General features: G+C 72.1%; 20 protein-coding genes. 11 read left to right on the forward strand and 9 right to left on the reverse strand.

Features of this window, described 5'->3' with window-relative positions:
* The first annotated feature begins 94 nt into the window (after positions 1 to 94).
* Both ACH34T_RS17910 and ACH34T_RS17915 read left to right on the forward strand, forming a co-directional pair.
* The gene (locus ACH34T_RS17910; protein ID WP_395993261.1) at positions 95 to 1,522 is read left to right on the forward strand and encodes a PLP-dependent aminotransferase family protein; all 1,428 of its coding nucleotides are present in this window, start codon (positions 95 to 97) and stop codon (positions 1,520 to 1,522) included.
* A gap of 29 nt (positions 1,523 to 1,551) precedes the next feature.
* Positions 1,552 to 1,782, forward strand: coding sequence for a hypothetical protein (locus ACH34T_RS17915; RefSeq protein ID WP_395993262.1), 231 nt, complete (start codon positions 1,552 to 1,554; stop codon positions 1,780 to 1,782).
* Positions 1,783 to 1,851: 69 nt separating this feature from the next.
* Here ACH34T_RS17915 and ACH34T_RS17920 read toward each other — a convergent pair whose 3' ends face one another.
* The 3 genes from ACH34T_RS17920 to ACH34T_RS17930 form a co-directional block, all read right to left on the reverse strand.
* Positions 1,852 to 3,081 carry an MFS transporter gene (locus ACH34T_RS17920; RefSeq protein ID WP_395993263.1) on the reverse strand — a complete coding sequence of 410 codons (1,230 nt, stop codon included), beginning with the start codon at positions 3,079 to 3,081 and terminating at the stop codon, positions 1,852 to 1,854.
* A 79-nt stretch (positions 3,082 to 3,160) separates the two neighbouring features.
* The gene (locus tag ACH34T_RS17925) at positions 3,161 to 3,976 is read right to left on the reverse strand and encodes an ABC transporter permease (protein WP_395993264.1); all 816 of its coding nucleotides are present in this window, start codon (positions 3,974 to 3,976) and stop codon (positions 3,161 to 3,163) included.
* A gap of 43 nt (positions 3,977 to 4,019) precedes the next feature.
* Positions 4,020 to 4,973, reverse strand: coding sequence for an ABC transporter ATP-binding protein (locus tag ACH34T_RS17930; protein ID WP_395993265.1), 954 nt, complete (start codon positions 4,971 to 4,973; stop codon positions 4,020 to 4,022).
* Between the two features lie 84 nt (positions 4,974 to 5,057).
* Here ACH34T_RS17930 and ACH34T_RS17935 point away from each other — a divergent pair, with 84 nt between their 5' ends.
* Positions 5,058 to 5,684: a DUF1707 domain-containing protein gene (locus ACH34T_RS17935; protein WP_395993266.1), complete on the forward strand. Its 627-nt coding sequence runs from the start codon at positions 5,058 to 5,060 to the stop codon at positions 5,682 to 5,684.
* Between the two features lie 6 nt (positions 5,685 to 5,690).
* On the opposite strand, the gene glpX is transcribed toward ACH34T_RS17935, so the two are convergent.
* Positions 5,691 to 6,725, reverse strand: a complete 1,035-nt coding sequence (glpX, locus tag ACH34T_RS17940) for a class II fructose-bisphosphatase (protein ID WP_395993267.1) — start codon at positions 6,723 to 6,725, stop codon at positions 5,691 to 5,693.
* 193 nt (positions 6,726 to 6,918) lie between these two features.
* On the opposite strand from glpX, the gene ACH34T_RS17945 reads away from it, so the two are divergent.
* The gene (locus ACH34T_RS17945; RefSeq protein ID WP_395993268.1) at positions 6,919 to 7,587 is read left to right on the forward strand and encodes a TetR/AcrR family transcriptional regulator; all 669 of its coding nucleotides are present in this window, start codon (positions 6,919 to 6,921) and stop codon (positions 7,585 to 7,587) included.
* Positions 7,588 to 7,607: 20 nt separating this feature from the next.
* Positions 7,608 to 8,327 (forward strand): DUF4245 domain-containing protein, encoded by a 720-nt coding sequence (locus ACH34T_RS17950; RefSeq protein WP_395993269.1) that lies wholly within the window; start codon positions 7,608 to 7,610, stop codon positions 8,325 to 8,327.
* On the opposite strand, the gene ACH34T_RS17955 is transcribed toward ACH34T_RS17950, so the two are convergent.
* Together ACH34T_RS17955 and xseA are read right to left on the reverse strand one after the other, a co-directional pair.
* A complete protein-coding gene (locus ACH34T_RS17955; protein ID WP_395993270.1) occupies positions 8,328 to 8,564 on the reverse strand; it encodes an exodeoxyribonuclease VII small subunit in 237 nt (78 codons plus the stop codon).
* A 10-nt stretch (positions 8,565 to 8,574) separates the two neighbouring features.
* Positions 8,575 to 9,789 carry an exodeoxyribonuclease VII large subunit gene (xseA, locus tag ACH34T_RS17960; protein ID WP_395993271.1) on the reverse strand — a complete coding sequence of 405 codons (1,215 nt, stop codon included), beginning with the start codon at positions 9,787 to 9,789 and terminating at the stop codon, positions 8,575 to 8,577.
* A gap of 127 nt (positions 9,790 to 9,916) precedes the next feature.
* Between xseA and ACH34T_RS17965 the strand changes: the two genes are divergently transcribed.
* Entirely contained in the window at positions 9,917 to 10,357 is a 441-nt protein-coding gene (locus ACH34T_RS17965; protein WP_395993272.1) for a MarR family winged helix-turn-helix transcriptional regulator, read from the forward strand.
* A gap of 108 nt (positions 10,358 to 10,465) precedes the next feature.
* On the opposite strand, the gene ACH34T_RS17970 is transcribed toward ACH34T_RS17965, so the two are convergent.
* Positions 10,466 to 11,377, reverse strand: coding sequence for a hypothetical protein (locus ACH34T_RS17970; RefSeq protein ID WP_395993273.1), 912 nt, complete (start codon positions 11,375 to 11,377; stop codon positions 10,466 to 10,468).
* A gap of 263 nt (positions 11,378 to 11,640) precedes the next feature.
* Here ACH34T_RS17970 and ACH34T_RS17975 point away from each other — a divergent pair, with 263 nt between their 5' ends.
* The gene (locus ACH34T_RS17975; RefSeq protein WP_395993274.1) at positions 11,641 to 12,606 is read left to right on the forward strand and encodes a 4-hydroxy-3-methylbut-2-enyl diphosphate reductase; all 966 of its coding nucleotides are present in this window, start codon (positions 11,641 to 11,643) and stop codon (positions 12,604 to 12,606) included.
* A gap of 16 nt (positions 12,607 to 12,622) precedes the next feature.
* Here the strand turns inward: ACH34T_RS17975 and ACH34T_RS17980 are convergent, their stop codons facing one another.
* Together ACH34T_RS17980 and ACH34T_RS17985 are read right to left on the reverse strand one after the other, a co-directional pair.
* Entirely contained in the window at positions 12,623 to 13,237 is a 615-nt protein-coding gene (locus ACH34T_RS17980; RefSeq protein ID WP_395993275.1) for a DUF6542 domain-containing protein, read from the reverse strand.
* Entirely contained in the window at positions 13,234 to 14,709 is a 1,476-nt protein-coding gene (locus tag ACH34T_RS17985) for a DNA recombination protein RmuC (RefSeq protein WP_395993276.1), read from the reverse strand. Before ACH34T_RS17985 ends, ACH34T_RS17980 begins: the two co-directional genes overlap by 4 nt.
* 262 nt (positions 14,710 to 14,971) lie before the next feature.
* On the opposite strand from ACH34T_RS17985, the gene ychF reads away from it, so the two are divergent.
* The 4 genes from ychF to ACH34T_RS18005 all read left to right on the forward strand — a co-directional run.
* Positions 14,972 to 16,063, forward strand: a complete 1,092-nt coding sequence (ychF, locus tag ACH34T_RS17990; protein ID WP_395993277.1) for a redox-regulated ATPase YchF — start codon at positions 14,972 to 14,974, stop codon at positions 16,061 to 16,063.
* 548 nt (positions 16,064 to 16,611) lie between these two features.
* Positions 16,612 to 17,649, forward strand: a complete 1,038-nt coding sequence (locus ACH34T_RS17995) for a conjugal transfer protein (protein ID WP_395993278.1) — start codon at positions 16,612 to 16,614, stop codon at positions 17,647 to 17,649.
* Positions 17,650 to 17,727: 78 nt separating this feature from the next.
* The gene (locus ACH34T_RS18000) at positions 17,728 to 17,997 is read left to right on the forward strand and encodes a hypothetical protein (RefSeq protein ID WP_395993291.1); all 270 of its coding nucleotides are present in this window, start codon (positions 17,728 to 17,730) and stop codon (positions 17,995 to 17,997) included.
* A gap of 56 nt (positions 17,998 to 18,053) precedes the next feature.
* Positions 18,054 to 19,618 (forward strand): TcpE family conjugal transfer membrane protein (locus tag ACH34T_RS18005; protein ID WP_395993279.1); only part of this gene is annotated, 1,565 nt, incomplete at its 3' end.

Here is a 19,618-nt window from a genome sequence, read left to right on the forward strand (position 1 = left end):
ACTTGGTCCATGTTGTAGAGCCAATCACCGGGTGCGAACCTGGACCATTTCGCTCTCCGTGACGTTCGCACTCCCTGTTGACGCTGAGAGTCATGTGACCGACCTTCATCTGCCGCTCGACCGGTCCGCCGGTCGGCTCGCGGCCCAGATCGCCGCCGGATTCCGCACGGCGGTGCGCACCGGCAGGCTGACCGCCGGGACGAGGCTGCCGTCGAGCCGCGACCTGGCGCGCGACCTGGACGTCTCCCGCGGCGTCGTCGTCGCCGCCTACGAGCAGCTGACCGCGGAGGGGTTCCTGGTCGCGCGGCGCGGCGACGGCACCCGCATCGCGCCGCTGGCCCGGCCCGACGAGCCGCCCGCGGCGTCGTCGAACGGCGTGCCCGACCGAACCCGAGAACTCAGGCGGGCGCCCGCGCCCCCGCCCCCGTACGACCTGTGGCCGGGCAAACCGGACCTGTCGGCCTTCCCGCGCGAGCGCTGGATCGCCGCGGCCCGCGCCGCGCTGCGCACGCTGCCGCACGACGCGCTCACTTACCCCGACCCGGCAGGCGTGGACGCGCTGCGCGCCGAGCTGGCCGGCTACCTCGGCCGGGTCCGCGCCGCGCACGCCGACCCCGGCCGCGTCGTGATCATGAACGGGGTGGCGCAGGGGCTGTCTGCCCTGCTCCGGCTGCTGCGCTCCGCCGGGCACACCCTCCTCGCGGCCGAGGACCCCACCAGCGACCGGCAGCTGCCGATGCTGGACGCCTCAGGACTGCGGGTGCTCCGCGTCCCCGTCGACGCCGACGGGCTGGACGTCGGCGCGCTCGCCCGCACCGGGGCGCGGGCCGTCCTCGTCACGCCCGCGCACCAGTACCCGACCGGCGTCGTGCTGTCCCCGGCCCGCCGCGCCGAGCTGATCGCCTGGGCGCGGGACGTCGACGGCCTGATCCTGGAGGACGACTACGACGCCGAGTTCCGCTACGACCGCGAGCCCGTCGGCTGCCTCCAGGGCGTCGACCCGGACCGCGTCGTCCTGCTCGGCTCGGTGAGCAAGTCCCTCGCGCCCGCGCTGCGGCTCGGCTGGGCCGTCGCGCCGCCGTCCGTCGCGGGGCGGCTGCGGGCCCACCGCGGCACCACCGACCTCGGCGCGCCCGTCCTGGAGCAGTACGCCCTCGCCGAGCTGATCAGGGGCGGCGGGTACGACCGGCATCTGCGCACCATGCGGCGGCGGTACCGGTCCCGGCGGGACGCGCTGGCCGAGGCGCTGGACGTCCACCTGCCCGGCGCCGTGGTTCGCGGCGTCTCAGCGGGCATCCACCTCTACGTGGAACTTCCCCGGGGATGCGACGAGGACGCGGTCGTGGCCCGCGCCGCGCGGACCGGCGTGTGCGTCGCGGGCGCCCGCTCCATGTGGTCGCCGGGACGCGCGGGCCATGCCGTGCCCGCGCTCGTCCTCGGGTACGCGAGCCTTCCGGAGCCGCGCCTGCTCAAGGCCGCGCGACTGCTGGGCCAAGCGGTTACCGAAGGTGCTGGGGGGTAGGACCAGCATCCCCGAGGTAGGAGTGATCCATGAGTCTTGAAGAGGCCGCGCGGCAGCTGAAGATGGCTGGCCACGACGCGCAGGTGGCCTTCGACTGTGTCGGCCTGGGCGACCTCGAACGGGCGCAGGAGCACGCCGTGACGCTCCGGGCCGCGGCCGACGCCGCCGAACTCGCGCTGAGCCGCGCCCTGCAGGACCTGACCCCGGAGCAGGCCCAGGCCGAAGGCGAACGCGCCGTCACCGCACTCGAAGACGCCTGAACCTTCGTCGTTCCGGGCCCCCGTTCGCGCGTCCCGCGTGGGCGGGGGCTCGGCGCGTTGCGGGACGCGTCAGGCGACGGGCCGTTCCACGGCGGGCGCGTCCGGGCGAGCGCCCTTGACCGGGACGGGCTCAAACCCCCTCGCTGTGACGAAAATGACGAGGATCAGCGCCGTGGGGGCTATGAACGCCAGGCGCAGGCCGTGGTCCGCGCTGAGGGGGGCGATGGCGCCGACGACGGCCGCGCCCAGGACGAAGCCGACGTAGTTGAAGATGTTCACGCGGGCGACGGCCACGCCGAGGCCGGTCGGGTCGACCCGACCGGCGGCGGAGAAGGACACGGGCGCGATCACGCTGAGGCCGAGCCCGGCGATCGCGAACGCGGCGATGGCGAAGGCCGCGTTCGGCGCCGCGACGACGCCCGCCATCCCGACGATGCCGACCGCGCCGCCGAGCCGCACGACCCGCACGGGGCCCGACCGGCGGACGGCGAGGTCCGCCACGGCCCGGCTGACCACCATGGCGACCTGGTACGCGACGTAGCCGAGCGGCGCGATCCAGTCGCTGCCGGACAGTTCGTCGTCCAGGTACTTGGCGCCGTAGTTGGAGATCGCGGAGTCGGCGAGGTAGGCGACGGCCATCGCGGCGCCGACGACGAGGATCGGCCGCCACGGGACGCTGCGTCCGGCGGCCTTCAGCTCCTCGGCGGTCGGCCCGTCGCCCTCGTCCGCGCGGGCGTAGAGCCGGCGCCCGGTGGCGAGGGACGCGGCGATCCCGACGGCGGCGGCGATCGCGAAGCCCGTGAACAGCGACAGGTCGATCTTGTTGGTGAGGGACGTCCAGAGGCCGCCGAGGATCCCCGCGACGCTCCACACCGCGTAGAAGCCGGTGATCAGGCTGACGCCGTAGCGGCGTTCGACGGCGACGGCCTGCGCGTTCATGGAGGCGTCCACCGCGCCGACGAACAAGCCGAACGCGGCGACCGCGACGTACAGGGCGAGATCGTTGTCGCCGGTCAGGCCGATGAGCGCGATCGTGACGGCGACCGCGGGCTGGGAGACGCGCAGCACCGGCCCGCTGCCGACCCGCTGGAACAGCGCGCCGGACGCGACGCTGCCCGCCCCCGCGATCAGCGGCACCATCAGCAGCACCAGCGACAGCGTGGCGTCGCTGAGGTGGTGCGCCTTCTGCATCTGCGGGACCTGCGTCACGAGGGACGCGAAGCAGAGCCCCTGGACGGCGAACGCCGCGTACGCCGAGAACCGGGCCCGGCGGTCCCGGACGGTGATGCCCTGACGCATACGGCCCCACCTCTCCGCGGCACGCAATGTGAAGAAGATTCGCGTCAGCGTAGGGACCGGGCGGGCGTCCGGTCAATCGTCAGTCGATGAGGCGCTTGCGCATCCCGCGGACGGCGATGAGCCACATCAGCGCCGCGAACACCCACAGGGCCGCCAGATGACCCAGGTCGGCCAGCGGGTCCAGATCGAAGACCGCGTCCCTGACCAGCTCCACGCAGTGGTAGAGCGGGTTGAGGTACGACACGTTCTGCGCCCAGCCCGGCAGTGACTCGATCGGGAAGAACGTCCCCGCGATCAGGAACAGCGGCGTCACCACACCGGTGATCACGTAGTCGAACGAGTTGATCGACGGGACGACCGAGGACGTCCACATCCCGAACAGGCCGAAGCCGAGCGCGGTGAAGAACGTCACGAACGGCACCAGCAGCATCCCGAACGCGGGATCGAGGCCGAAGAACATCCCCACGACGATCGGCGTGCACGAGTACACCGACGACTTGGCCGCGATCCACAGGGCCTCGGCCGTCACCAGCTCGTGGACGTCCACCGGCGTGGCGAGCATCCCGTCGTAGGTGTGCTGGAACACGCGCCTGATGTAGCCGTTGAACATCCCCGGGAACACCGAGGTGAACAGCGCGGCCGTGCCGACGACGCCCGTCGCGACGAAGTCCAGGTACTTGTAGTCCCCGATCACCGCGACCATCGAGCCGAACCCGTAGCCGAAGGCGAGCAGGAAGAAAGTCGGCTCCACCATCGAGGCGAACGACTGCGACTTCCAGTACCGCTTGTAGAGGGCCAGCTCGTGCCGCCAGATGCCCGCCACCGGCGCGAACTCGAACCGCCGCAGCCGCGGCGCCCGCTCCGCCCGTACCGTCGTCTCCGCCGTCGCGGTCATTCCTGCCTCCCCACGGGGCTTCGCAAGTACTGGTCGGCTCCGCTCATTCCACACGCTCCCCGGTCAGCACGACGAACACGTCTTCGAGGTTGGCGGCGCGGCGGACGCCGTCCGGGCCCAGGTCGTCCTCCAGGGACGGCGAGATCGTCTCGGCCTTCAGCACCGACACCGAAGGGCCGGTGCGGCGCGTCGGCAGCCCGGACGCCCTGGCCAGCCGCTCCACCTCCGCCAGCCGGTCGGGCGGCCCGTAGTGCTCGACGACCCGGTCGCCCGCGTACTCGGCGACCATCGCCGACGGCGACCCGCGGGCGATGACGCGGCCGTGCGACATCAGCGCGCACTCGTCCGCCAGCCGCTCGGCCTCCTCGATGTAGTGCGTGGACATGAGCACGGTCGTGCCCCCGGCGCGCAGCCCGTCGATCAGTCCCCACAGCTCCGCGCGCACCTGCGGGTCGAGTCCGACGGTCGGCTCGTCCAGCAGGACGAGCGCGGGCCGGTGCACCAGCCCGCGGGCGATCAGCAGCCGCCGCCGCATGCCGCCGGACAGGTCGTCCACCTTGGTCAGCTGCCGCTCGGTCAGGTGCGCGAGGGCCAGCGCGTCGTCCACGGCCTGCTTCCGCGCCCCGCGCGGCACCCGGTACAGGTGCGCGAACACCTCCAGGTTCTCGCGGGCGGTCAGCTCCTCGTCGAGGTTGTCCTGCTGCGGGACGACCCCCATCGCGGCCCGCGCGCGCTTGGACTCCCGTGGGATGGGGAAGCCCAGCACGTGGATGCTGCCCTCGGTCGCGATCGCCTGCGCGGTCAGCATCTTCATGGTGGTCGACTTGCCGGCGCCGTTCGGGCCCAGCAGCCCCAGGCACATGCCCGTGGGGACCTCAAGGTCGAGCCCGTCCACGGCGGTGAAGTCGCCGAAGCGCTTCACCACGCCGCGAAGGCTGATCGCCGCCGCCGCGGATTTTCCCTGGGCAGCCGCGATCTGCGCTCGTTGCACCGTCATAGCTCTCACACTAGGGAAAATTCCGGACATAACCCCACTCGTTTTCCGGGAGGCGGGGCCGCCGCCGGGGGCTAACCTCGTGGTGTGGACGTCCCCCAGCCCGACGGCCGGCCGCGGCCGGCAGCCGAGAAGGTGACGCGCGTCCGCGATCTGCGCGCGTCCGACGCCGACCGGGAGCGCGTCGCCGCCGTCCTCGGGGAGGCCTTCGCCGACGGCCGCCTCACCGCCGACGAGCACGCCGACCGCACCGCCCGCGCCTACGCAGCCCGCACGCTGGGCGAACTCACCGGCCTCACCGGCGACCTCAGCCCCGAGGAGGCCCAGCCCATCCTCGTGGACGACCGCCCCGTCTCGGTCTTCTTCGGACGCACCCGCCGGGACGGGCGCTGGGTCGTCCCCGTGAAGCTGCCCCTGCTCGCCCTGTTCGGGACGGTCGAACTGGATCTGCGCGAGGCCGTCCTCCAGCGCCGCCACATCGTGCTCGACTCGTTGGTCCTCGGCGGCCGGATCCGGCTGCTCGTGCCCGACGGCGTCCGCGTGGACGTCACCGGACGCACCATCCTCACCGCCCGCGACCTGCGGGCCCGTCCCGTCGCCGACGGCCCCACCATCGAGGTCGGCGGAACCCTGATCTTCGGCTCCGTGCGCGTCCGGGCGCCGAAGCGCACGCTTCGGGCACGCGTCCGCGGACGTTTCACCCGCGGCGGCTAGGCCCGCCTACACCGCCGTGTCGAAGTTGATCGCGCTGTAGGCGCGGAGCTTGCCGAGCTGGTGCTCGCTGTCGATCGTCCGGATCGTCCCGCTGCGGGAGCGCATGACCAGCGAATGCGTCACCGCCGTGCCCTTGCTGTAGCGGACGCCGTCCACGAGCTCCCCGTCGGTGATGCCGGTCGCGGCGAAGAACACGTCGTCGGACGTCACCAGGTCGTCGGTGGTCAGCACCTTGCCGAGCTCGTGGCCGGCATCGGCCGCCCGCTGCCGCTCCTCGTCGTCCTGCGGCCACAGCCGGCCCTGGATCACGCCGCCCAGCGCCTTGATCGCGCACGCCGCGATGATGCCCTCCGGGGTGCCGCCGATGCCGAGCAGCACGTCGACGCCCGTCCCCGGACGGCACGCCATGATCGCGCCGGCCACGTCGCCGTCCAGGATGAACTTGATCCGCGCCCCGGCCTCGCGGACCTCCTTCACGATGCCCTCGTGCCGCGGACGGTCCAGGATGCAGACCGTCACGTCCTGCGGCGAGGAGCCCTTCGCGCGGGCGACCGCGCGGATGTTGTCGGCGATCGGGCGCTCGATGTCGACGGCGTCCGCCGCCTCCGGGCCGGTCACCAGCTTCTCCATGTAGAACACGGCGGACGGGTCGAACATCGAACCGCGCGGCGCCACCGACAGCACCGCGATCGCGTTGTTCATGCCGAGCGCGGTCAGCCGCGTCCCGTCCACCGGGTCGACGGCGACGTCGCACTCGGCGCCGGAGCCGTCCCCGACCTCCTCGCCGTTGAACAGCATCGGCGCGTTGTCCTTCTCGCCCTCGCCGATCACCACGACGCCCCGCATCGACACGGTGTTGATCAGCTGGCGCATGGCGTTCACGGCGGCCCCGTCCGCGCCGTTCTTGTCCCCGCGGCCGACCCAGCGGGCCGCGGCCATCGCGGCCGCCTCGGTCACCCGGACCAGTTCCATCGCCAGGTTGCGGTCCGGGGCCGCGGGCTCGGTGGTGAGCGGGGAGGAAACGGTGGTCTCATCGGACATGGCGGCCCAGCCCTTCGGTCGGTGATATCTCGGATTCTCCGTGGACGGGACGCCCGGCCACAAATTGGACCAGACCAGCCGGGGTCATGGATCGTACCTGCGCGGACGGCGGCGCCCGCGCGCCCCGCCGGATTCGGCGGCCGCGCAGGCAAGGGATCGTTTCCCCCTGGGAGAGGGCGTAATCTCAGGCGACATGAGCAGCCACATCGACGTGCCGTCCGGCGAGGTGACACGCGACGGGGACGCGGGGACCGCCGACGCCCCCGCACGCCCCTCCGACCGCGGTGCCGCCACGCGCGGCGCCCTGCTGGCCGCGGCGAGGGACGTCTTCTGCGAGTCGGGCTTCGCCCAGGCCGCGGTGACCGACATCGTCGCGAGGGCGGGCGCGAGCGTCGGCAGCCTGTACCACCACTTCAACGGCAAGGCCGACCTGTACCTGACGCTGTTCGAGGAGTTCCAGGTCGGGCAGCAGGAGCGCACCCGCAAGGCGATCAACGCCGTCCGGGAGGCGGGCGAGACCGACCCGATGCGGCAGTTCCTCGCCGGGGCGCGCGCCTACCTCGACGGCTGCCTGGAGGAGCGCGACGTCTCCCGGCTGTTCATCTCCGGCGACGGCCCGCCCGGATTCGACCGCGTGATGCGGCAGCGGCTCGGCAAGTGGGCCCGCCGCAGCGCCGCGCTGTTCCACACCGCCGACGACGGGGGCGTGGACGAGGCCCTGGTCGTGGTGCTGACCGGCGCGATGGCGGGCGCGGTGTCGGAGATCTCGCTGATGGACGACGAGGACGCCGCCCGCCGCCTCGCCGACGAGATCATGGCCATCGTCGGGACGATCACGAACCCCCGTACGGGGCAGCGCTGAGGGTGCGGGATCCTGGAGGGGTGACCGACAAGACCCCGTCCTCGGCCCCGGGCACAGCGGACACCCGGCGCGAGGACCCAACCGAGAACGCATCCGAGAACGCATCCGGGGGCGTCGCAGGCGGGCGGCCCGTGATCGAGGTGAGCCCGGGCGTGCACAAGCGGCTGACCACCGGGCTCGGCGGCTTCGCCATGGCGATGGGCGCGTGCCTGCTGGTCGTCCTGGCGATCTACGCCATCACGCCCCGCAGCAACGAGGAGGTCCTGCCGACCGTCAACTACGGCACGCAGCTGTGGGCGATGCGCAACGACGCGCCGTACACCTCGTACGCCCCGGAAGGGCTTTCGTCGCGGTGGCGCCCGACCAGCTCCCGGCTCTCCGGCCTGGAATCGGACGGCAAGGAGCCCGTCGCCTGGCACCTGGGGTTCGTGACGCCCAGCGACGAGTACGCGGCGCTGGAGCAGAGCAACGAGAAGGCGTCCGAGTACGTCCCGCGCATGACCAACAGCAGCAAGCCGACCGGGACGCAGCAGGTGAACGGCGTCGCCTGGACGAAATACCACCGCAAGGACAAGAAGGCGAACTCCCTCGCCCGCACCCTGCCGAACGGGGTGAGCCTCGTGGTGACCGGCACGGCGTCCTACGAGGAGCTGGCGTTCCTGGCCGCGTCGCTCAAACCGCAGAGCCGCAAGGACGTCGGCCTCACGCCCTCGGCGACCCCGACGCTCCCGCGCTCCTGATCAGAAGGGTGCGGCGGCGTCGCCGTTCTCCGGACGGTCGAGCGCGGCCGCCAGCCGGGCCCGCGCGCCTTCGAGCCACTCCTCGCACACGGCCGCGAGCCGCTCGCCCCGCTCCCACAGGGTGAGCGACTCCTCCAGCGTCAGCCCGCCGGCCTCCAGCCGCTTGACGACGTCCGCCAGCTCGTCGCGCGCCTGCTCGTACGACGGCTTCTCCGCCGTTTCCTTGTCGTCCGCCATCTGCCCCACCCTAGGACTCTCCCCGCTCCGTGATGGTCACGCCGAGACGGCCTTCGGCCAGCCGGACGTGGAGCCGCTCGCCGTCCTTGACCGCCGCCGACTCCCGCACCACCGCCCCGTCCTCCCGCTGGACGATCGCGTACCCGCGCTCCAGCGTCGCGGCGGGGGACAGGGCCAGCAGCCGGGCGCGGGTGTGCGACAGCTCGTCCCCGGCCCGGTCCAGCGCGCCGGACAGGCAGCGCCTCGACCGGTCGCGCAGCGCCATGACCTGCTCGGACTGCCGTTCGATCTCCCGTACCGGGTCTGCCAGCGCGGGCCGCGACCTGATCGACCGCAGCCATGCCAGCTCCCGCTCCACGCCGCCCGCGAGGCAGCGCCGCCCCCGGTCGCGGAGCTGCCGGACGAGCTGGAGCTGCTCCCGCACGTCCGGGACGGCCTTCTTCGCCGCGTCCGTCGGGGTGGACGCCCGCACGTCCGCGACGAGGTCGAGGAGCGGGGCGTCCTGCTCGTGCCCGATCGCGCTGACCACGGGCGTGCGGACGGCGGAGACCGCGCGGACGAGCGTCTCGTCCGAGAACGGCAGCAGGTCTTCCATCGCGCCGCCGCCACGCGCGATGATGATCACATCGATCCCGGGATCGGCGTCGAGCGCCCGCAGCGCCTCCATGACCTCGCCGACCGCGTACGGGCCCTGCACCGCGGTGTTCTCCACCCGGAACGCCACCGCCGGCCACCGCCGCCGCGCGTTCTGCAGGACGTCGTGCTCGGCGTCGGAGTCGCGCCCGCAGATCAGCCCGATCTTGGCGGGCAGGAACGGGAGCGGCCGCTTGCGCTCCGGCCGGAACAGCCCCTCGGCGGCGAGCACCCGCTTGAGCCGCTCCAGCCGGGCCAGCAGCTCCCCGACGCCGACCGGCCGGATCTCCAGAGCGCTGAGCGAGAACGTCCCGCGGTTGATCCAGAAGTCGGGCTTGGCGTGGACGACGACGCGCGCCCCGTCCGTCACCGCGGGCCCCGCCGCCTCGAACACGGCGCGCGGCCCAACGACGCGCACCGACATGTTCGCCACGGGGTCGCGGAGCGTCATGTAGACCGTCCCGCCGCGGGCGTTGAGGTCGGTGATCTGGCCCTCGACCCAGATCCGGCCGAGCCTGCCGATCCAGCCGCTCACCGCCTGCAGGACCGTCCGCACCGGGACGGGGGATTCGGCCGTGGTCTCCATCGCCATGCCGGAAGCCTATTGCGCACGCCGCACCCGCCGGACGGACGGCATGCCATGCAGGGCACAGGGCACGGCCTTCACATCCTTAGCCCAGCTAACTTAGACCAGTTGAGCAACTCCGAGGAGAGTCATCGTGACCGGATCCGAACGCGAGCTCGCCGAGCAGTTCAACCTGCGCCTGCGCCACGTCGTGCTGATGCTCAGGCGGGTCAGCGCCGACCAGCCGATCACCAGCCAGCAGCTGTCCGTGCTCGGCTCCCTGGAGCACGGCCCGCGCCGGATGACGGCGCTGGCCGCCGAGCACGGCGTCCGCATGCCGACCATGACCGCGCAGATCAACCGGCTCGAACGCGACGGGCTCGTCGCGCGCGGCCGGGACGGGGCCGACGCCCGCGTCGTCACCGTGCGGCTCACCGAGCCGGGACGCGACCGGCTGGCCGCAGGACGGGAACGCCGCATCGGCTTCCTCGCGGAGCGGTTCGCCGACCTGACCGCCGACGAGCGCGCGGCCGTCGCCGCGGCCCTGCCCGCCCTCGACAAACTCCTCGGCGCAGCGGAGACACGTGCTCCCTGACCCCCGAAACGGAGGCATCCATGCACGCGAGGCCCCCGGACCCGGCCTGACCAGCGTCCCCGCACATGGGAAGGGCCCCGGTCGGCGACCGGGGCCCTTCCCATTGGCTCAACTGCTGCCGTTGAGTTTCGCTATGCGGCGTTCGTACATGCCTATGACGTCCTCGCGGGCGGCGTGCTTGCGCTCGTACTCGCGCAACAGCTTCACCTGGTCGACGGACAGGCCGCGCAGGCGCGCCCGCAGCTGCGGCAGGGTGGCGTTGTCGTAGTCGGGCACCGGCAGGTCCTTCGCGACGCGCTCGGCCTCGGCCGGCGCGGCGGGCTTGGACTCCGGCTTCGGCTCGAACCTCGCCTCGTCCTCGCCCTTCTTCGCGGCCGCGCCGGAATCGGCGGCCTTCGGGCGCGGCGCGGGCTTCGCCTTCGGCTTCGGCGCCGGCCCCGCCTCGGGCTTCGGCGCGGGCCGCTGCTCGGGCTTCGGCTCGGGTTTCGGCTCGGGCGCGGCGGCGGGCTTCGCCTTCTCCTTCTCCGCCGCCTTGTGGTGCCTGCCCAGCGCGCCGGGCTTCGCGGGCTTCGGCGGCGCCCCCGGACGGGCGTGCTTCGGCGTGTGCCGCGTCCCGGCGCCCGGCTTGCCGATCGCGATCTCCTCACCGGCGTTCCCCGCGGCGGCGTTCCCTGCGCCGTTCCTCGCGGCGGGCCCCGGCCGGGCGGGCGGCTCGGCGACCCGCGTGCGCCGGACGGGCTCCGGCTCGGCCCCGGGCTCCTCGCCGCGGACCCGCTCCACCACGCGTCCGACGACCTTCTCGGCCGTGCCCTGGACGTCGTCGCGCAGCCGTCCGAGCACCGGCTTCACCCCGCCGCCCTCGGTGATCTCCTTGTAGTCCCGGGTCACCCGGTCGCCGAGGAGCAGCGCCCGGCCCACGCCGAACATGGCCAGCCGGACGGCGTGCAGCGGAAGGTCGCGCACCTGTTCGCCCACCGTGTCCTGCACCTGCTGTTTGAGGCGGCGCGGCGATCTCGTCATCGTCTTTCCTCTTCCTCGCCGACAGGGACACCGGATCGGTCGTACGGCCGGGTCAGGCGGCGTTGTCTTGTCGAATGTCACTCTGCCCCATGGGTGCGAGCGTGGTCACCCCGGGTTAATGGATTTCCGTCCAAAAGCGGCGTGCGGTCAATCACAGGGCGCGCCCACCGGCATCTCGTCCCCACCTGCGGCGGGCCCCACCCGCCCGGCGGGCCGCGTCCGCCGCCGTACTGGCCTTTGGCCGTCACTCGTACGATAGAGGCATGACCGCAAATGCCAAGCGTCGTGTCCTGCTCGCCAAGCCGCGTGGTTACTGCGCGGGCGTTGACCGCGCTGTGCAGACGGTCGAGATCGCTTTGGAGAAGTACGGGGCCCCGATCTACGTCCGGAAGCAGATCGTCCACAACGTCCACGTCGTCAAGACGCTGGAGGAGCGCGGCGCCGTCTTCGTGGACGAGACCGAAGAAGTCCCCGCGGGCTCCATCGTCGTGTTCTCCGCGCACGGCGTCGCGCCCGCCGTGCACGAGGAGGCCAAGGGCCTGAACCTGCGCACCATCGACGCGACGTGCCCGCTGGTCACCAAGGTCCACAAGGAGGCCGTCCGGTTCGCCGACCAGGACTACGACATCCTGCTGATCGGGCACGAGGGCCACGAGGAGGTCATCGGCACCACCGGCGAGGCGCCCGACCACATCCACCTCGTGGACGGCCCCGGCGACGTCGCCAACGTCACCGTCCGCGACCCGGAGAAGGTGGCGTGGCTGTCCCAGACCACCCTCTCGGTGGACGAGACGATCGCCACCGTCGAGAAGCTGCGCGAGCGGTTCCCCAAGCTGACGGACCCGCCGTCCGACGACATCTGCTACGCCACGCAGAACCGGCAGGTCGCGGTCAAGGAGATGGCGGCGCAGGCCCAGTTCGTCATCGTGGTCGGGTCGACGAACTCGTCCAACTCCGTCCGGCTGGTCGAGGTCGCCAAGGAGCACGGCGCCGCCGACGCCCGCCTCGTCGACTACGCCGAGCACATCGACCCGGCCTGGCTTGAGGGCGTCACCACGGTCGGCGTCACCAGCGGCGCGTCCGTCCCGGACGAGCTGGTCGAGGAGGTCCTGGACTGGCTGTACGAGCGCGGCTTCGGCAGGGCGGAGGAGATCGAGTCCGTGCCGGAGAGCATGCGCTTCTCGCTCCCGAAGGAACTCCGCAAGAACCTCCGCATCACGCCCGTCTGACCTGCTGGTCCACGTCCTAGTCGACGTCGCCGTGATGCAGCCGGCGGCGGTCCTGGGCCGTGGTGGGGGACTCGTCCCAGCGCACGGGGTTCTCGTTCTCCTCCTTCTCGAAGAGCCGGACCCCGGCGAGCTTGTCCCGCAGTTCCCTGACGTTCGTCCTGAGCCCGCGGGCCAGGCAGATGACCACCACCAGCACCGTGCCGAAGAACAGCCACGGCGCGGTGGACGCGAGCGCGGTGAGGACGCCGACGGTCACGCCGCGCAGCAGCGACCCGTCGCCGAGCGTGCTGACGACGACGACCGTGAACGTGGCGGCGAAGAACACCAGCGGCGGGCTGACGACCAGCGTCAGCAGGTCGGCGGGACGCGTGGCGAACGCGGCGAGGGCGCAGCCGACCGCGAAGCCGCCGCCGGCGAGCAGCGGCACGCCGAACCAGCGCGACAGCAGCCCGCACACCACCCCGGCGCCGAACATGACGACGATGCCGCCGCGCCCGGTGAGGCTGATCGGGCCGCCCGGGGAGGCCGCGGAGCGCGCCCGTCCCGAGGAGCCGCCGCGCTCACGTCCCACTGGACCCTCCAGGGCCGGCGAGGCGCCGCCCGGCGCGTCGCGTACCGTCGATGAACTCATCGCCACCCCTCCCCGCCGGAGGGACGGCCCGTCGCCGGAGGACTCCCCACGCCTCCCGGCATGCGCGCCCGGCCGTCCTCCGGTTCGCTTCGCTCATGGGTGTTTCGCCGATCACTCTGCTCGGGGACGGCCCGTCCGCCGAAACCTATCGGTTCCGCGGCTGGTCCAGGCTGGGACCATTCCTCATCGGCCATGCGGTCGTCCTTAAGGTCGGCGTCCCCAGAGTCTTCCGCCTCTGCTGCGTCCTCCAAGGCGTCGAACGGTTCGTCGTGTGCGGTGAGTTCCGCTGCGGAGAGCGCGCGCGGGCTTTCCTCCACGGGACGGGCTCCGTCCAGTTCGTCTTCGACCACGCCCAGTTCGTTCAGCTTGCGCGCACTGACAAGTACGCGTGTCTCCAGCGTTCCGATCGTCCGGTTGTAGGACTTGATGGCGCCGGTCAGGGCGCGGCCCAGTTCGTCTACGTGCTGCCCCATCGTCCCTAGGCGCTCGTACAGCTCCTTGCCGAGGTCGAAGACGGCGCGGGCGTTCCGGGAGAGAGCGGCCTGCTGCCATGCGTAGGACGCCGTCCGCAGCATGGAGATGAGGGTCGTCGGCGTGGCGATGTGCACGCGCCGCCGTATCGCGTACTCCAGCAGACTGGGGTCGCGGTCGAGCGCGGGCGCCAGGAACGCCTCGCCCGGAATGAACAGGACGACGAACTCCGGCGCCGGGCTGAACGCCTGCCAGTACGACTTCGCCGCCAGCCGGTCGACATGGTCGCGCAGATGCCGGGCGTGCGCGTCCAGCCGTACCGGATCGCCGCTCTCGGCGGCCTGCAAGTACGCCGCCAGGGAGACCTTGGAGTCGACGACGATGCTCTTACCGCCGACCAGCCGCACCACCATGTCCGGACGGACCGTCCCGTCGACGGTCACGGCACTGGCCTGCTCGTCGAAATCGCAGTGGTGCGTCATCCCGGCGAGTTCCACGACGCGGCGGAGCTGGAGCTCGCCCCACCGCCCGCGCGCCTCGGGCCGTTGCAGCGCCCGGACCAGCGACTGCGTCTCCCGGCGCAGCTGGTCGGAGCTCTGCCGGACGAAGTCGACCTGCTTGGCCAGCATCGCGTGCGACTCGCGGCGGCCCGTCTCGACCTCGCGGAGCTGCTCCTCCACCTTCGCGAGGGTCTCCTTCAGCGGCGCGACCAGGTGCTCGACGGCCTGCTGCCGCCGCTGCAACTCGCCGGCCGCCTCGACGCCCGCCGCCTTGAGCCGCGCGTCAGCCAGCTCAAGGAACCGCTGGTTGCTCGCGTCCAGCGCCTTCGCGGACAGGTTCTCGAAGTGCTCGGCCATCCGCTCCTCGGCGTAGGCGAGCTTCTCCTCGGCCGCCCGCGCCCGCGCGATCAGCGCGCCCTGCCTGCTCGTCGCGAGCGCGTACCCGGCGACGACGCCGAACACGGCGCCGACGAGGAGTCCGGCGAACAGCGCGAGGTCCATTCGTTCATCGTGACAGCGCGGCCGCGAACGGCGACCGCGACTCGCCGGTACGCCCACCGTCCTCCAGCCCCCACCCAGCCACCAACCAAACGACTCGCTCCGCTCGGCCACCGTCCTCCAGCCCCCACCCAGCCACCAACCAAACGACTCGCTCCGCTCGGCCCCCGGCCTCGGACATTTGGCCCACTGTTCACCAACCAGCGGCCCATCGGATGATCTGGGCAGCCCAAGGGGTCGCGCGACGCCCATAAACTTGACCGCCGTGAGCCTCTCCATCGGAATCGCCGGGCTGCCCAACGTCGGCAAGTCCACCCTGTTCAACGCTTTGACCAAGAACGACGCGCTGGCCGCCAACTACCCGTTCGCGACCATCGAGCCCAACGTCGGCGTGGTCGGCGTGCCCGACCCGCGGCTGGACGCGCTGGCGGAGATCTTCGGCTCGCAGAAGATCATCCCGGCGACGATGGAGTTCGTGGACATCGCCGGCATCGTCAAGGGCGCGTCCGAGGGGCAGGGGCTCGGCAACAAGTTCCTCGCCAACATCCGCGAGGCCAACGCGATCTGCCAGGTCATCCGCGCGTTCGAGGACCCGGACGTCACCCATGTGGACGGCGACGTCGCCCCGTCCCGCGACATCGAGACGATCAACACCGAGCTGATCCTGGCCGACCTCCAGACGATCGAGAAGGCCCTGCCGCGCCTCGACAAGGAGGCCCGCACCAAGAAGGACAAGGAGAAGCTCGCGGTCGTCGACGCCGTCAACGCCGCGCAGAAGCTCCTGGACGACGGCGTCACGCTGTTCGCGGGCGGCGCGGCCGCCGGGATCGACCTGACGCTCCTGCGCGACCTGCACCTGCTCACCGCGAAGCCGTTCCTCTACGTCTTCAACCTCGACGAGAGCGAGCTGACCGACGAGGCCCTGCGCGCGCGCCTGCGCTCCCTGGTAGCCCCCGCCGAGGCGATCTTCCTGGACGCCAAGATCGAGGCGGAGCTGATCGAGCTGCCGGACGACGAGGCGCTCGAACTGCTGCAGGGCATGGGCCAGGAGGAGTCGGGGCTGTCGCAGCTCGTCCGGATCGGCTTCGCCACGCTCGGCCTGCAGACGTACCTGACGGCAGGCCCCAAGGAGTCCCGGGCCTGGACGATCCGCAAGGGCGCCACCGCGCCTGAGGCGGCCGGGGTCATCCACACCGACTTCCAGCGCGGCTTCATCAAGGCCGAGATCGTCTCGTTCGGCGACCTCACCGCCGCCGGTTCCATGGCCGCCGCGCGCACGGCGGGCAAGGTCCGCATGGAGGGCAAGGACTACGTCATGCAGGACGGCGACGTCGTCGAATTCCGCTTCAACGTCTGACCACACCGGTTCGCCCGGCCGCGCCGACGATTCGGACGGCTCGCCGTGGGCTCACGCCCGCCTCCAGTATCTGAACAGGGCCGTGACCTGTGTGATTTTGACAACAGCCGAGCCCGGCGAGGTGCCTGTGAGGCTCCTGAGGTCGTTGAGTCCGGTGCGATCCGCGTGACCGCTGAGCTGGGCGTTTTGATGGTAGACGTCCCGAAACCGACACTTTACCGGGTTCATTGGGGAACAGATTGCCGTCGAGGACGTCACCCGGTAACCAACCAACTCCCGAGTCGCGGCGCTTGTCCGGATCCTGGGTCTGCGCACCGTTCGGAGCCTTGGATAGAGGATCGTCACCGTTTGGCAATCTTCCCAGTTCCTGCTGAGGTGGATTGCATTATCCACAACCGCGTGCCGGGACTGTGCTTCACTGCGATGCGCTGGAACAATTGACGCTCGTGGTTACGCTGGGCCCGGGGTGGGTTCAGAAAGGCCACCGGGCAACACGACCAGGCACACAGGACCGCGCCGACCGGGGGCGAGGCGCGAGCGGAGGCAGGATGGCTCGCAGGTCGGCCGTGGGACGCGGCCGTGACACCGCCGTAGTCGACGAGACGGCGCCGCCCGGCCGGGCGCTCGCGTCGTCCGCCGACCCGTGGGGCCTGCCCTCCGGCGGCCGGGCCGACCGCAGGCGCGGCGGACGCGGAGGCGGCGGCGACGGCCCGCGCGGCGGCCGCTGGGGCGGGTCCGGCGGACGCTGGTGGGTCTGGGTCGGACGCGCCGTGCTCTGGGCCCTCATCCTCGTCATCCTCGTCAACGGCGTCCGCGCCCCGTTCGAGCGCTTCACCTCCGACGAGGAGCCCGCCACCCCGGCCGCCGGGCAGAGACCCGCGAAGGGCACCGGCTTCCCCAGCAGCGCCGCGGGCGCGTTCGCCCTCCAGTTCGCCAACGTCTATCTCAGCTACGACCAGAAGAGCGCCCCCGCCCGCGAGACCCAATTGCGGACGTTCCTGCCCGACGGCGCCGACCCGCAATTCGGCTGGAACGGTGCGGGCAAGATGCAGGTGCAGTCCGTCCAGGTCGCCGGAGTCGACGCCCGCGACGCCAGCAACGCGACCGTCATCCTGCTCGCCCGCACCGCCGACAAGTGGCTTCGCCTCGCCGTTCCCGTCTACGCCGACAGGAACGGCTCCCTGGTCGTGTCCGCCCGCCCCGCCCTCCTTCCCCCGCCGATCAAGGCCAAGCTTCCCCAAGGCGGCGTCCAAGACCGCGACACCGCGCTCGAAAGCGAACTCCAGCCGTTCCTCGGAACGTTCTTCCAGGAGTACGCGACCGGCAACCAGGCGGCCCTGTCCCGCTTCTCCGACGGGACGACCATCGCCGGCCTCGCCAACACCGTCCGATTCATGCAGGTCAAGGAGGTCGTCGCGCCGAAGGGCTCCGCGGGCGAGCGCACCGTCACCGCCACGGTGGTGTGGCAACTCGCCCAGGGCGGCGGCGGCGAACTGGAGCAGACCTACCGGCTCACCATGGTCAAGAAGGGCGCGACCTGGCTCGTGCGCGACATTCGCGGCACCACGGAACCCAACGCATCATGAGAGGCCGCGACTTGAGGAAACCAGCCCCCAGCCGATCCGCCGACCAAGGAAGGTAGTCAGTCGATGCTGCACCACATCATGGCGTCGATTCCGATCGAAATCCTGGCGGAGCCCAATGACGAACTCAAAACCGATCAGCTCGCCGATTGGCTGCGTCAGATATTCGGTCCGCTCTTCCTGGTGATCGTCTCCATTGTGGCGATCTTCTTCCTGTTCACCCGCGAGATCACGCGTTTCGTCCAATTCATCGTGCTGGCGATCGGGATCGGGGTGGTCTTCTACGTGCCCAACATCATCGAGACCACGGCCAAGGCGATAGCCAAGGCCCTTGGCGTGGACGTCACCTGACCCGGACGGAGGATCGGCAGGCGGACCCGTGCTCGCGCAGTTAGGGGAGTAGGGGCGTGGATCTACCCACGTACACGAACATCTGGCGCATCGAGAAACGGTTGTACAAGCTGTACGACCTGCGGCTGCCCATGCCGCTGCCGCTCGTCCAGATCGGCGTGTTCCTGGGCGTCTTCGTGCCCTGGATCGTCCTGCTCCAGGTCGTCGGCGTCCCCTTCGAGTCGCCGTGGCACGTGCTGTACATCGTCCCGCCCGGCGTCCTCACCTGGCTGGCGACCCGTCCGGTCATCGAGGGCAAGCGCCTCACCGAGCTGCTGATCTCGCAGACCCGCTACCTCGCCGAGCCCCGCACCTGGTGCCGCCTCACCCCGATCCGCGAACCCCGCGAGGTCGTCATCGTGGCCCGCGTCTGGCGCCGCCCCGAGGCCCCCGCGCCCGTCGCCGCTCCGGAACGCGCCGCGATCAAGTCCCGCCGCAAGCGCAAGCAGGCAGCGGCCGCCGCCCAGCACACGGCCGCGCAGCCCGCGGCCGCTCACACGGCCGCCGTCCCCGTCCTGCTGCCGCGCCCGTCCGCCGCCACGGCGCCCCCGCCCCTCGCCGACTACGCCGCCCAGCGCGACACCCCCACCGCCCCAGCCGCCCCCAGCGCACCCATTGCGCCCACTGCCCCCGGCCCGGTGCCCGCCGCACGCGCGCCCGTCGCGCCTGGCACGACCACACCCGTCGCGCCTACACCCGGCTCGACCACACCCGGCGCGCCTGCGCCTGTGCACGGCGCGACGGCGCAGCCGAAGCCCTGGCGCCGCACCACACGCGACATCTCCCACGAGGACGACGTCCAGGCCGTCCCCGCCGAACTCGAACACCCCTCGGCGGCCCCCCAGATGGACGTCCCCCCGCCCGCCCCGGCCCCCGCACCCGGCTCCGGCAAGCGTGCTCTGGCCTCCGGAGTCCGCCGCCCCCGCGCGCCCGCCGAGGTCTGGCACGCCGCGGCCCCGCCCACCACCCGTCCCGACATCCCTCAGCAGCCGCAGCAGCCCGCGGCGCCCGACGTCCGCCCGGCCGCGGAACAGGTCGTGAGCGCCGCCCCCGTCCAGCCTCCCGAACCACGCGAGGCGTCGTCGTCCCAGCCTGCTGGGACGCCTCCCGAAGCGGACCCCGCCGCTGCGGAGCAGGTGCGTCCGGCCGGCGAAGAGGGCGATGTCCGGGTCGCCGGACGCGCGGCAGCCGAACCCGGCGAGCCACGGCGCGATCAGGTCTGGTCGGAGGGCGAGACGCGCCGGGACGTCCGGCAGGAGCCGCCCGCCGCTGTCGAGCCTGCACGCCGGGACCTCACCAAGCGCGACGACGACACCAAGCGCGACGACGACCGTGTCCCCGCACAGGACGAAGGGCAGCGGCTGCCCCAGAGATCCAACGGAGAGGTCGGCGACAAGAAGGTCGCCGGGTGGCGGACCTCCACGCCGCGCCGTGCACCGGCCGCCCCACCCGCGGCCGCCCCACCGGCGGCCGCGCAAAACCACGCCGTTCCGCCCGCGCCGACCCAGGACCCGGCGCCCGGCGTCCGGGAGCCGCAACGGGACGGCCCATGGGCACCGACGCCCACCCCGACGCCCCGGCC

The sequence above is a fragment of the Actinomadura sp. 9N215 genome, from assembly GCF_044326345.1.
In the GTDB taxonomy this organism is placed as follows: domain Bacteria; phylum Actinomycetota; class Actinomycetes; order Streptosporangiales; family Streptosporangiaceae; genus Spirillospora.